Here is a 13,843-nt window from a genome sequence, read left to right as displayed (position 1 = left end):
TTTTGTTTTAATAGATACATAGTGGAATGTAAATACATATGGCTCTGAATATGCCGCCGGTGCTGACCTCGTTTTAATAGATACATAGTGGAATGTAAATAAAAATAAGACTTATAAGATACCAGATGAAGACTTGGTTTTAATAGATACATAGTGGAATGTAAATCTTTTCAAGTGTTGGTCTGCCCAGCTCTACAGACCAGTTTTAATAGATACATAGTGGAATGTAAATGTCAGTGATTGTGATTGTGTAATGCGCACCGCAGGTTTTAATAGATACATAGTGGAATGCAAATAACTATTTTGATGAGCAGGACGGCATCGGTCATAGGTTTTAATAGATACATAGTGGAATGTAAATATTGGTCTTTCTCTCATGGCTATTACTATGGGAATCGTTTTAATAGATACATAGTGGAATATAAATTTTTCTGATAATGAATTAAAGATATATACCCATGAATTAATCTCTTTTGATTGTAAAAAGAGTATAAAATCCCTATGTCAAGTTTTTGGGTAGTTATCTAGCTGTCGAGGTTAATTAATAGTTCCTATGAATCATTGAGATTGCATCAAAATAAAAAAATAAAACGCATAAAGAATATATAAAGAAATCACAACTAATCTTGCAATAAACAGTATATACTGATAGAATACAAGATGTTGCACGTTTTGCAGCTTATACAATAAGATATAGTTCCAGATGATTATATAATTAAAAAGGGAAAAAGTATATGCGTATAAATAGATTAAAGAAAGTGATAAAAGTATTCTTAATAATACTTGCTATACTACTTATTATTGTGATTGCCATAGTTGGTTGTGCGCTTATTACATATCATAAACAGCCAGTATTGACGGAAGAGGACAAAGAAGAGCTGTCTGTTGATAATATATGGAAGACAAGAACAGAGCCGGAAATGGCGGAAGTTATAGAAGATAATGGAGATGCACTGCTTGAGCGTATTAAGCTGATAAGCAACGCTAGGGATGAGATTATATTATCAACCTTTGATTTCAGGGCAGATGATAGTGGAAAGCTTATTCTTGGTGCGCTTCTAGATGCTTCAGAACGTGGAGTATCGGTAAATGTAATAGTTGATGGAGTATCTGGATTTCTCCGTATGAATGGTAATCCTTATTTTGAAGCGTTGGCAGCTGGAGAAGGAACAAGCATTAAGATATATAATAAGGTCAATCCGTTTGCACCATGGAAATCTATGGGAAGACTTCATGATAAGTATCTTATAGCTGATAGAAGCAGTTATATAATAGGTGGAAGAAACACATTTTCATATTTTTTAGGAAGCAGCTCGCCATATAAGAATTATGACAGAGATGCGTTGGTGTATTGCGAGAATCCAGATGAGAATAGTTCTGTTAACGATATTCTCTCGTATTTTGGGAAAGTATGGAATTATAAAGAAAGTAAGGCTTTTATCAATGGGGTAAATGCGCTTACGGATACAGACACATATTTTACAATATCAGAGAAAAATGAATATAATTATTGTGTAGAGAATACATATTCACATAATAATTCGGTGGACAGTTCCAGAATCACAGATAAGAAAAACAAGCTGGCAGCTAAGAAGAAAGTGGCAGCAGCCAGGGAAGAACTTCATTCATTATATGCAGACTATTGTGAAGACAATACAGATAATGGTATTTATAAAGGTCTTGGGAAAAGTGTTTATAAGGATATGTTTAAAGATGCTTATGAAGTGAATAATGTAGCACTTTTGAGTAATCCCATAGAATATTCATCAAAGAAACCATATGTATGGTATCAGCTTGTTGAACTTATGAAGAAGGCTGAAAGCAGAGTTAAGCTGCATACACCTTATATTATATGCAACGATTATATGTATGAAGGGCTAAAGTCGGTTTGTGACACAGTGGGTGATGTATCACTTATGACGAATTCAGTTGCTAACAATGGCAATCCATTTGGTTCTGCAGATTATTATGTTAATAAGAACAGGATACTTGGTACAGGGATTGATGTATGGGAATATGAAGGCGGTTATTCATACCATGGTAAGTCAGTACTGATTGATGATAACATATCAGTTATAGGCTCATTTAACATAGATATGAGAAGTGCTTATCTGGATACAGAGCTTATGCTTGTGATAGATAGCAAGGATATTAACAGAGAGTTGAATCAGTCAATGGAGGGCTATGAAAGGGTAGCAAGAAAGGCTGATAAAGATGGAAGCTATGATAATCCATATAACGTAAAGCCGGTAGAGTTATCATCATATAGAGAACGTCAGATGAAGCTCATAAAGAATTTTGCTTTGTGGGCAAGATATCTATTTTAGCATATATTAAAGCATTTACACCTTTAAAACAATTTAGCAGAAATCCAGTTAGCTTTAGCTGAGTGGATGAATGCGTCAGTCATAGACAGATTGTTCTAAAACAATCGTCCGTTACCGATAAATCAAATAAAGGAGATTTGTCATGGGCGAATGGAAATCAAAAAATCATAGTAAATACTTATTACAGAACTATGAAAAGCTATACCACTTATCATATCTGGAAGAAATATAATACTTATCTTTCTAAATGCTTTTGGAAAGAACATACCTTTTGGATGGATTGATATTTTGTATGTTCAGTTGGAAATGTCAGTGAAAAAATTCTAAAGGAATATATCGAAAACCAAGGGTAAATGTAAAATTATGGTCGACTATTATGTGGCAATACCTTATAATATAAGTATATTAAGAAAGGCGGTATGCTTATGGATAAATTATATTGGCATACCTACAGCAGCATTACAGGATTGGGAGCACGAAAGACGTACTCCCCCACCATATATCATTGGTATGATGGAACGGATTTTAGAACTGGAAAAAGAACTTTCAGAGAAAGGATAAGCTATGGTTCAGAAAGCATATAAATTCCGATTATATCCAAACAAAGAACAAAGAGAATATTTTGCCAGGACTTTCGGTTGTGTGCGTTTTGTATATAATCGCATGCTTGCTGAAAAGATAGCCTGTTACGAGGAAACAGGTAAATCTTTGTCTGTTACTCCTGCAAAGTATAAATCGGAATTTCCATGGCTGAAAGAAGTGGATTCATTAGCACTTGCCAATGCACAGATGAATTTACAGAGTGCATATCGCAATTTTTTTCGTGATAAATCAGTGGGTTTTCCTAAATACAAGAGCAAAAAGAACAACCACAAAGCCTATACAACAAACAATCAGAAAGGTTCAGTTGCGATTGTTGGGAAATGCATAAAGTTACCTAAGATTGGATATGTAAGGATAAAACAGCATCGTAGTTTTGTTGGAACAATCAAAAGCGTTACGATTTCTCAAGTACCCAGTGGAAAGTATTATGTGTCAATACTTGTAGAAACAGAGCATATCGAACTTCCACATACTGATAATAAGGTTGGACTGGATTTAGGAATTAAAGATTTATGTACCGCATCAAATGGAGATAAGTTTGAAAATCCTAAGACATTAAAGAAATACGAAAAACAGTTGGTAAAATTACAACGTCAGCTTGCACATAAGGAAAAAGGCAGTGCCAATTTCCATAAAATGAAACGAAAGATAGCAGGATGCCATGAAAGAATTACAAATATTAGAAAAGATAAACTGCATAGAATCTCACATAAACTAATCAACGATAACCAAGTGATAGTAAGTGAAAATCTGGCAATATCCAATATGATAAAAAATCACAACCTTGCAAAATCAATAGCAGACTGTTCATGGTATGAACTAACACGACAATTGGAATACAAGGCTGAATGGAACAATCGTCAGTATATAAAGGTCGATACATTCTATGCGAGCAGTCAGTTGTGTGGGTGCTGTGGATATAAGAATACAGATGTAAAAAATCTTGCAATAAGAATATGGTCGTGTCCTGTATGTGGGACAAAACATGATAGAGACCTCAATGCAAGTCAGAATATATTAGCAGAGGGACTCAGACTACTCTCTGCATAACAAAATACAACTAGGGATGGTTCAGCCCGAAGTTACGCTTGTGGAGTTAGTAGGTTACGAGGACGTTGAAGCAAGAAGCCAGTAAGCTTTAGCTTAGTGGTAGTTCACTAGTAGTATATGGAGGAGTTAGATATATGGCTTCAGGCAGAAGTAAAAGTACAGGCAAGAAGACCAGCAGTACCAAAAGAAAGACGACGTCTAACAGCAAATCAGGTAAAACTTCATATTCAGGAAATAGCAATACAACTAAGAAAAGCTCTAATTACAAAGGAAATGGCACGAAAAGCCCTAATGCAAGGGGTTCTGGTTCCCAAAGCTCATCTTCAAGGAATACAGGAAGCAATTCATCGCAGATGAATAACCAGCTAAGGGATGAGATAGTTTTTTTAATAGCTTTAGCGTGTGCAATTATCCTCCTGCTCAGTAATTTTAATATGGCAGGAATTGTTGGGCGTTCAATTAAATGGTTTATGTTTGGATTATTTGGAATTGCTGCTTATATAGTTCCGGTGATTATAGCTGTAAGTATTATGTTTATGCTTGCCAATAAAGATATTATCGGAGTTATGAAGATTAAAGCAGCTATGGCATATGTATTGTCGGTTATTGCGGCAGCTTTGTGGCAGAGAGTTACTAATGTGCCGGATATAAAAGAGCCGGTTGGTACATATTTTACATATTGTTCAGAGTATAAGACTGGAGGCGGCCTGTTTGGAGGAATATTATGTAAGATGTTAAATCCACTGGGTATGGCAGGTTCTTTAGTTATACTTATAATTCTTGCTATTATCTGTATAATCGTTATTACAGAGAAATCATTTATCAAAGGTATCCGTAATGGCGGAGAGAGGATAGTAAGTGAGGCAAGAAAAGATTATTCAGAATATAAGGAACATTCCAATCGTGTAAGAATGTTACAGGAAGAAGCAAGAGAAGAAGCCCCTGCTAAATCACGTATGAATAATGTTGTCAGGGGTGTTACTAATGACCTTACAATATATGACGATAACAGGAATGAAGGTTCAGATATAGATATAACAGAGATAGAGGCTGTGGATAATGAAGATGATATGTATAGTGATGATATATACGATCCGCTGATTACACCTATGCCTCGTATAAGCAGAGAACCAGTATGGGAGCTGCATGTGGATAGTGCGTCAGAGGAAAATATAAGCACACATCAGGACAATGCTGAGGACAATATCATCAAGAATGCTGCTGACGGCTCAGATGATATGTATAAATCAGAAGATAATGGTTTAGGTGAAATTATACAAAGCACAGCGAATACAGATATAGAAGATAAAGCAAATTCAGGTACAGAAAATATAGTCAATTCATATGCAGAAAATACAGCTGATTCATCGGCTGAAAGTTCTAAGCAGTATAAGTTCCCGCCAGTCAGCCTGCTTAACCGCAATACTAATTCGAAAGCTTCTAATCTTGAGCGTGAGAACAGGGATACAGCAATCACATTAAAGCAGACATTGCAGAACTTTGGTGTTAAGGTCGATATTACAGATATAAGCTGCGGACCATCAGTAACAAGATACGAATTAAAGCCTGAGCTTGGTGTTAAGGTAAGCAGGATAGTATCTTTAGCAGATGATATTAAGTTAAGCCTTGCGGCAGCAGATATAAGAATAGAAGCACCTATTCCAGGCAAATCAGCCATAGGAATAGAAGTTCCTAATAAAGAGGCAGGCAGTGTATTCTTAAGAGAGCTAATAGAAACTGATACATTTAAGAATACTTCGTCAAAGATTGCATTTGCAGCAGGTAAGGATATAGCAGGAAAGACCATTGTTGCAGATATAGCAAGAATGCCTCACCTTCTTATTGCAGGAGCTACTGGTTCAGGTAAATCAGTATGTATTAACACAATTATAATGAGTATTTTATATAAGGCACGCCCTGATGAAGTAAAGCTTATTATGGTTGACCCTAAGGTTGTTGAGTTAAGCATATATAATGGAATACCACATTTGCTGCTTCCGGTTGTGACAGAGCCTAAGAAGGCGGCAGGTGCTCTTAACTGGGCAGTCAATGAGATGAATACAAGATATAAGAAGTTTGCAGGTGTTGGTGCACGTAATCTTAAGGGCTATAATGACATAGCTGCAAAGATGGAATTCAAAGAAGGTGAAATTCCTGTTGAAAAGCTGCCAGAGATAGTTATAATTATTGATGAGCTTGCAGATCTTATGATGGTAGCACCAGGAGAGGTCGAAGATGCAATATGCAGGCTTGCACAGCTTGCAAGAGCGGCAGGTATCCATATGGTTATAGCAACACAGCGTCCATCGGTTAATGTAATAACTGGACTTATTAAGGCAAATGTACCGTCAAGAATAGCATTTTCCGTGTCATCGGGTGTTGACTCAAGAACTATACTTGATATGAATGGTGCAGAAAAGCTGTTAGGTAAAGGCGATATGTTATACTTCCCATCTAATATACCTAAGCCAATCAGGGTTCAGGGAGCATTTGTGTCAGATGAAGAAGTGTCAAAGGTTGTGCAGTTCCTTAAAGATAATATGTCAGGCGAGGTTAATTACGATGAGAGCATAACTGAGACTGCCATAGCTTCAAAAGCCGGTGGACAGGCAGCAGAACAGCAGGATGACAGAGATTCATTATTTGCAGATGCAGGACGTTTTGTTATTGAGAAAGAGAGAGGTTCAATTGGAATGTTACAAAGACAGTTTAAGATTGGCTTCAACAGGGCAGGACGAATAATGGACCAGTTAGCAGATGCCGGTGTTGTAGGACCAGAGATTGGCACTAAGCCAAGGAAGGTGCTTATGACAGCAGAGGAATTTGAAGAATTTATTAAAAATATATAATGAATATATGTACAAAATAGATTATATATGATATATGTAGTAGCATAAGTATCATAGTCAGGGCATTAGTCCTGTCATTATAATTACGCTGCGGGAAAGGATGAAATTATGGAAATTAAGAGCGATATTCAGATAGCACAGGAAGCACATTTAGAGAATATTAAAGATGTTGCGGCAAAGGTTGGAGTAACAGAAGACGAACTTGAAATGTATGGAAAGTATAAGGCTAAGTTATCAGATGAGCTTATCCACAGAGTAGAGAATAACGAAGATGGAAAGCTTGTTCTTATTACAGCTATCAATCCAACTCCGGCAGGTGAGGGAAAGACTACAATAAGTCTTGGACTCACAGAAGCACTTAACCAGAAAGGAATAAGTGCAATTGCTGCATTAAGAGAACCATCATTAGGACCTTGCTTTGGCATAAAGGGAGGAGCTGCCGGCGGCGGATACGCACAGGCTGTTCCTATGGAAGATCTTAATTTGCATTTTACTGGTGATTTCCACGCGATAACATCAGCTAACAACCTTCTTGCAGCAATGCTTGATAATCATATACATCAGGGTAATGCTCTTGGAATAGATACTAAGAGGATTGTATGGAAGAGATGTATGGATATGAATGATAGAACTCTTAGGAATATCGTAATCGGACTTGGTGACAAGCCTAATGGTGTTACAAGAGAAGATCATTTTATAATTACAGTAGCCTCAGAGATTATGGCTATACTCTGTCTTGCTGAGGATATGAAAGATTTAAAGGAAAGAATTGACAAGATAATTGTTGCATATAATTATGCAGGAGATCCTGTTACAGCCAAGGATTTAAAGGCAACAGGAGCTATGGCAGCTTTATTAAAAGATGCAATAAAGCCTAATATGATTCAGACACTAGAGAATACACCTGTGCTTGTACACGGTGGACCATTTGCCAATATTGCACACGGATGTAATTCTGTAAGAGCAACAAAGCTTGCTTTAAAGCTGGCAGATATTGCTGTTACTGAGGCTGGTTTCGGTGCAGATCTTGGAGCTGAGAAGTTCTTTGATATTAAGTGCAGAAAGGCTGGACTTAAGCCTGATGCAGTTGTTATTGTAGCTACTGTTAAGGCATTAAAATATAATGGTGGAGTTCCTAAGCAGGAATTATCAAAGCCAGATATGGAAGCTTTAAAGAATGGTATAGTAAACCTTGATAAACATATTGAGAATATTCACAAGTATGGTGTACCTGTAGTTGTTACACTCAACTCATTTGTGACAGATACAGAGGAAGAATATGAATTCATAAAGAAGCACTGTGAAGAATTAGGCTGTGAATTTGCATTATCTAATGTATGGGCAGACGGCGGAGCAGGCGGAATAGAACTTGCAGATAAGGTGCTTGCTTCATTTGATAAGAAGAGCGATTTTAAGCCTTTATATGAAGATGAACTTCCATTAGAGGATAAGATTATGACAATAGCTAAAGAAATATATGGAGCAGATGGTGTTACATATGATTCTAAGGCTAAGAAGGAACTTGACCATATTACACAGATGGGCTTTGGAAATCTTCCTGTATGTATGGCTAAGACACAGTATTCTTTGTCTGATGATGCATCTAAGTTAGGAAGACCAGAAGGTTTTACAATTAATATTAGAGAAGTGTATGTTGATGCTGGTGCAGGCTTTGTTGTAGCACTTACAGGAAAAGTTCTTACTATGCCAGGACTTCCTAAAGTGCCAGCGGCAGAAGGCATTGATTATGATGAAGAGAATGAGAAGATAACAGGATTATTCTAGGTGTCTTGAAAAGAAAGGAGCAGTTATGCAGTTAAAAGATATTTTGGATATATGCAGAGCTAATGAAGTAGAACATTTTGAATATACAGTTGTTAATGGTGATATTAATACAACTGTTACAGGTATTGCTTCTGACTCAAGAAAAGTAACAGACGGAGGTATCTTTGTCTGCATAGTTGGTTCGGTAAGCGATGGACATAAATATATAGAGCAGGTTAAGGATAAGGCGGCTGTAATAGTTGTACAGAAGGGATCACAGTATAATACAGAGAAGATACCGGCAGCAGTTATAGAATGTGATAATACAAGACTTGCCCTTGCACTTATGTCAGCAGCATTTTACGGCAATCCTGATAAGAAGTTGTTTACAATTGGAATTACAGGAACTAAGGGTAAGACAACTACAACTTATATGATAAAGAATGTTCTTTGTGCGTGTGGAATAAAGACAGGTCTTATCGGAACTATCGAGACAGTTATAGGAGATGAGGCTGTTCCGTCCTGCAATACAACACCTGAGTCAATACAGATTCATAAAACCTTCAGGAAAATGGTTGATGAGGGATGTAAGGCAGTAGTTATGGAGGTATCCTCACAGGGCTTAAAGCTTGACAGAACTGCAGGTATTGTATTTGACATCGGAGTATTTACTAATCTTGAGCCTGATCATATCGGTCCTAATGAGCACGCTTCATTTGAGGAGTACCTTGAATGTAAGGCTAAGCTTTTTAAGCAGTGCAAGACAGGAATAGTCAATGCAGATGATAAGCATACAGCTGATATATTAAGAGACTCTGTATGCAGTGTTGAGAAGTATGGCATATCAGAAGATGCAGACATAAAGGCAAGTGATATCAAGTTGTTCCATGAGAGAGGAAAGATAGGTCTTACTTATAAGTGTAGTGGTCTTGTCAATATGGATGTGGAACTTTCACTTCCGGGAATGTTCTCAGTATATAATTCATTGTGTGCAATAGCTGTTACAAGACATTTTAATGTGGATAATGCTATTGTTGAAAATGTATTGAAAGATGTAAAGGTTAAAGGAAGAATAGAGCTTGTTCCAGTATCTGATAAGTTTACTCTTATGATTGATTATGCTCATAATGCGATGTCCTTAGAGAGTATTTTAAAGACACTTAAAGAGTACAATCCACATAGACTTGTATGCCTGTTTGGCTGTGGTGGCAACCGCTCTAAAGAGAGAAGATTTGAGATGGGTGAAGTGTCTGGAAGATTAGCAGACCTTACGATTATAACATCTGATAATCCAAGATTTGAAGAGCCTCTTGCTATTATGGAAGATATTAAGACTGGAATTAACAGGACTACAGGTAAGCATATTGATATTGCAGACAGAAAAGAAGCTATTAAATATGCTATTGAGAATGGTGAACCTGGAGATATTATCGTGCTTGCAGGTAAGGGACACGAAGATTATCAGGAGATAAAAGGCGTTAAATATCCTATGGACGAACGTGTTCTTATATCAGAAGTTCTTGAAGAATTAAAGGAGAAAAATGTACGCTGATATAATAATAGATATTTCACACGAACAGCTTGATAAGACATTCCAATATGCTGTGCCTGATGATATGGATGGTAGTGTTGATATCGGAACATCTGTAAGAGTGCCTTTTGGAAAAGGTAACAGAATTATAACAGGATATGTAATTGGTTTAACTGATAAGCCATCATATCCTGTTGATAAGATAAAGAGCATTGACAGTGTTGTTACAGGAAAAGTAAATGTCGCTAAAAGTATGATAAAGCTTGCAGCGTGGCTGAAACGGCATTATGGCTGTACTATGAATCAGGCATTAAAGACGGTTATTCCTGTTAAGGACGAGGTCGGACATAAGCAGAAAAAGTCTGTCTGCCTTTTGGTTGATACTAAAAAGGCACAAGAACTTATAAGCATATATGAGAAAAAAGCGAAAGCTAAGTACAGGCTTATGTGTGCACTTATTGATGAACCTGTTATTGATATGGAGATAGTAAAAGACAAGCTTAATATTTCGCCAGCAACAGTAAAGGCACTTGAAGCAGACGGAATTATAAATGTCAAGGTTGAAAGTTACTATAGAAATCCTGTGTCTGATAAGCACATTTTTAATAAAAAGGTTGTGCTTAACGAGGAACAGCAAAGAGCCGTTGATACAATAGTGGAGGATTATGATAATAGAGCGTTCAATACATATCTTATACGAGGAGTAACCGGAAGCGGAAAGACAGAAGTGTATCTTGATGTTATTGAACATACTATTAATTCCGGACGGCAGGTTATAATGCTTATACCTGAGATAGCACTTACATTTCAGACTGTTCAGAGATTTTATCACAGATTTGGGGATAAAGTGTCTATTATTAATTCAAGAATGTCAAAAGGTGAGAGATATGACCAGTTCGTAAGAGCACTTAAAGGTGAAATAAGTATTATGATAGGTCCAAGATCGGCATTGTTTACACAGTTTCCTAATCTTGGACTTATTGTTATAGATGAGGAACACGAGGGTGCGTATATATCAGAGCAAGTCCCAAGATATCACGCCAAAGACCTTGCAATACATATTGCAAAGGAGGTGGGAGCTTCTGTTATACTAGGCTCTGCAACACCGTCAATTGACAGCTATTACAGGGCAGAAGCAGGCGAGTATAAGCTTATAGAGCTTAATAACAGGGCAGGAGAGGCAAGCCTGCCACAGGTATATATAGCTGATATGAGACAGGAGTTAAAGACAGGTAACAGGACAATATTTTCAAGAAAGCTGTATGAGCTTATCAGTGACAGGCTTAATAAACACGAACAGATAATGCTGTTTCTTAATAAAAGGGGAACTGCCGGATTTGTTTCGTGCAGATCGTGCGGCTATGTTATGAAATGTCCGCATTGTGATGTATCTATGACACTTCACAGGAATGGAAAGCTTGTATGTCATTATTGTGGATACGAGACTCCTAATGTATCGTTATGCCCTGAATGTGGTTCTAAGTATATTCTTGGCTTTAAGGCAGGAACAGAGGCTGTAGAGGATGCAGTTAAGAAGATGTTTCCTGCGGCAAGGGTATTAAGAATGGATATGGATACAACCAAAGGCAAAGACGGACACGAGAATATATTAAGTGCATTTGCGACAGAACAGGCAGATATACTTATAGGCACGCAGATGATAGTAAAGGGACACGATTTCCCAAAGGTTACTCTTGTCGGAGTCGTAGCGGCAGATATATCCTTGTATGCAAGTGATTATAAGGCTGTTGAGCGTACATTCCAGCTTATAACACAGGCGGCAGGAAGAGCTGGACGAGGAGAAAGAAAGGGTGAAGTTGTAATACAGACATATTCACCTGATAATTATGGCTTGTTATGTGCGGCGGAGCAGAATTATAAGAGTTTTTATGAGCAGGAAATGTCTTACAGGAAGCTGCTTTCATATCCACCTGTTAATAATATGGTAAAGATTAACATAAGCAGTATTAATGAGAAGCTGTTATCAGAGCGTGCAGGAAATATTAAAGCTTTGATACAGCAGTATATTCAGGATAACAATACTGTTAAAGATGACAAGATTATAGTACTTGGTCCATCAAATGCTTCTATATACAAGATTAAAGATATATACACGAAGCAGATATATTTAAGAAGTTCAAGCTTTAAAGCACTTGAACTAATTATGGATATGCTGGATAATAATATTAATGGAAGTTCAGATTACAAGAATATTAACATTGCATATGATGTTAATTAAACATACGCATATGTTATTTGATTATGGAGGAAGTTATGGCAATCAGAAATATAAGAACATTAGGTGATGAGATATTAAGAAAAGAAGCAAAAGAAATAACTGAGATGACACCTAGAATACAGGAACTTATTGATGATATGTTTGAAACAATGTATGAGGCTAATGGAGTTGGACTTGCAGCTCCACAGGTAGGAATAAGAAAGAGATTAGTAGTAATTGACTGTGGTGATGATCCAATAGTGCTTATTAACCCTGTAGTTCTTGAGACAAGTGGTTCACAGACAGGACAGGAGGGCTGTCTTAGTGTTCCGGGTAAGGTTGGTATCGTGACAAGACCATCTTATGCCAAGGTTAAGGCACTTAATGAAGATATGGAAGAGATTATCGTTGAGGGTGAAGAACTTCTTGCAAGATGTCTTTTACACGAGATTGATCATCTTGACGGAGTAATGTATGTTGATAAGGCAGAAGGTCCACTTATGGAAACTGAAACGGAGGAAGATTAATATTGAAGGTTGTATTTATGGGAACTCCTGACTTTGCAGTTGGGACATTAAAGGAACTTATTGATAACCAGTATGATGTAGTGGCTGTTGTGACACAGCCGGACAAGCCAAAGGGAAGAAGCAAGGAGCTTGTATTTTCACCTGTTAAGGAAGAAGCTGTTAAGAATAATATACAGGTTCTTCAGCCAGAAAGAGCAAGAGATGAAGCATTTGTTGAAGAATTAAGAAAATATAATGCAGATGTGTTTGTTGTTGTTGCATTTGGACAGCTATTGCCTAAGAGTATTATTGATATGCCACGTCTTGGATGTATTAATGTACACGCTTCACTGCTTCCTAAGTACAGGGGAGCCTCTCCAATCCAGTGGGCAGTAATAGACGGATGTGAGTATTCCGGTGTTACGACTATGAAGATGGATGAGGGGCTTGATACAGGAGATATTCTTTTGGTAGATAAGGTTAAACTTGATAAGAAAGAGACAGGCGGAAGCCTTTTTGACAGATTAAGCATAGTTGGTGCTAAGCTTCTTATTAAGACACTTGAAGGACTTGAGACTGGAAGCATTATACCAGAAAAGCAGAACGAAGCTGAAAGCTCATATGTCAAAATGCTTAAAAAGTCAATGGGAGAGCTTGATTTTACTAAGAGTGCCAGACAGATTGAGTGCCTTATAAGAGGACTTAATCCCTGGCCAAGTGCATTTACACATCTTAATGGCAAAATGTTAAAAATATGGGATGCAGATGTTGTGAATGACAGTGATGATATTATAAATAACAATAATGTTTCAAAGGAATGTGAAGCTGGAACAGTATGTTATGTAGATAAGAAGACATTTATTATAAAATGCGGAAAAGATTATCTTAAGGTTAATGAACTTCAGCTTGAGGGTAAGAAGAGAATGTCAACAGATGCCTTTCTTCTTGGAAGCCACGTTGAAGAAGGGACTGCATTAGGGTAATTAGTTATATTA

9 protein-coding genes, 1 pseudogene and 1 CRISPR repeat array are annotated in these 13,843 nt (G+C 37.1%); all 10 genes and pseudogenes read left to right on the top strand.

Annotated features, from left to right (window positions below; all coding sequences use genetic code 11):
• Positions 1-4 precede the first annotated feature (4 nt).
• A CRISPR array of direct repeats spans positions 5-427; the repeat unit is 30 nt; unit sequence GTTTTAATAGATACATAGTGGAATGTAAAT.
• Positions 428-734: 307 nt separating this feature from the next.
• The gene (locus tag BM157_RS03010) at positions 735-2,327 is read left to right on the top strand and encodes a phospholipase D family protein (RefSeq protein WP_090139891.1); all 1,593 of its coding nucleotides are present in this window, start codon (positions 735-737) and stop codon (positions 2,325-2,327) included.
• A 191-nt stretch (positions 2,328-2,518) separates the two neighbouring features.
• Positions 2,519-2,680, top strand: a pseudogene (locus tag BM157_RS13195) (transposase); the annotation flags it as partial.
• Between the two features lie 10 nt (positions 2,681-2,690).
• Positions 2,691-2,888 carry a hypothetical protein gene (locus tag BM157_RS03000; protein ID WP_090139889.1) on the top strand — a complete coding sequence of 66 codons (198 nt, stop codon included), beginning with the start codon at positions 2,691-2,693 and terminating at the stop codon, positions 2,886-2,888.
• Between the two features lie 3 nt (positions 2,889-2,891).
• The gene (gene tnpB / locus BM157_RS02995) at positions 2,892-3,980 is read left to right on the top strand and encodes an IS200/IS605 family element RNA-guided endonuclease TnpB (protein WP_090139886.1); all 1,089 of its coding nucleotides are present in this window, start codon (positions 2,892-2,894) and stop codon (positions 3,978-3,980) included.
• A 134-nt stretch (positions 3,981-4,114) separates the two neighbouring features.
• On the top strand, positions 4,115-6,829 hold the full coding sequence (locus tag BM157_RS02990) for an FtsK/SpoIIIE family DNA translocase (protein ID WP_090139884.1): 2,715 nt from the start codon (positions 4,115-4,117) through the stop codon (positions 6,827-6,829).
• 114 nt (positions 6,830-6,943) lie between these two features.
• Positions 6,944-8,614 (top strand): formate--tetrahydrofolate ligase, encoded by a 1,671-nt coding sequence (locus BM157_RS02985; RefSeq protein WP_090139902.1) that lies wholly within the window; start codon positions 6,944-6,946, stop codon positions 8,612-8,614.
• Positions 8,615-8,639: 25 nt separating this feature from the next.
• Positions 8,640-10,145, top strand: a complete 1,506-nt coding sequence (locus tag BM157_RS02980) for a UDP-N-acetylmuramoyl-L-alanyl-D-glutamate--2,6-diaminopimelate ligase (protein ID WP_022501407.1) — start codon at positions 8,640-8,642, stop codon at positions 10,143-10,145.
• A complete protein-coding gene (gene priA / locus BM157_RS02975; RefSeq protein WP_090139882.1) occupies positions 10,135-12,363 on the top strand; it encodes a replication restart helicase PriA in 2,229 nt (742 codons plus the stop codon). Before BM157_RS02980 ends, priA begins: the two co-directional genes overlap by 11 nt.
• A gap of 35 nt (positions 12,364-12,398) precedes the next feature.
• Positions 12,399-12,869: a peptide deformylase gene (gene def / locus BM157_RS02970; RefSeq protein ID WP_022501405.1), complete on the top strand. Its 471-nt coding sequence runs from the start codon at positions 12,399-12,401 to the stop codon at positions 12,867-12,869.
• 2 nt (positions 12,870-12,871) lie between these two features.
• Positions 12,872-13,831, top strand: a complete 960-nt coding sequence (gene fmt, locus BM157_RS02965; protein WP_055174350.1) for a methionyl-tRNA formyltransferase — start codon at positions 12,872-12,874, stop codon at positions 13,829-13,831.
• The last annotated feature ends 12 nt before the right edge of the window (positions 13,832-13,843 follow it).

The organism is [Lactobacillus] rogosae (genome assembly GCA_900112995.1).
GTDB lineage: Bacteria > Bacillota > Clostridia > Lachnospirales > Lachnospiraceae > Lachnospira > Lachnospira rogosae.
This window is presented reverse-complemented; position numbering and strand designations above follow the sequence as displayed.

Excerpts from the sequence above, each read along its gene's own strand:
- BM157_RS03010 (WP_090139891.1), top strand. The coding sequence starts at position 735 with ATGCGTATAAATAGATTAAAGAAAGTGATAAAAGTATTCTTAATAATA.
- BM157_RS03000 (WP_090139889.1), top strand. The coding sequence starts at position 2,691 with ATGGTCGACTATTATGTGGCAATACCTTATAATATAAGTATATTAAGA.
- tnpB (WP_090139886.1), top strand. The coding sequence starts at position 2,892 with ATGGTTCAGAAAGCATATAAATTCCGATTATATCCAAACAAAGAACAA.
- BM157_RS02990 (WP_090139884.1), top strand. The coding sequence starts at position 4,115 with ATGGCTTCAGGCAGAAGTAAAAGTACAGGCAAGAAGACCAGCAGTACC.
- BM157_RS02980 (WP_022501407.1), top strand. The coding sequence starts at position 8,640 with ATGCAGTTAAAAGATATTTTGGATATATGCAGAGCTAATGAAGTAGAA.
- priA (WP_090139882.1), top strand. The coding sequence starts at position 10,135 with ATGTACGCTGATATAATAATAGATATTTCACACGAACAGCTTGATAAG.
- def (WP_022501405.1), top strand. The coding sequence starts at position 12,399 with ATGGCAATCAGAAATATAAGAACATTAGGTGATGAGATATTAAGAAAA.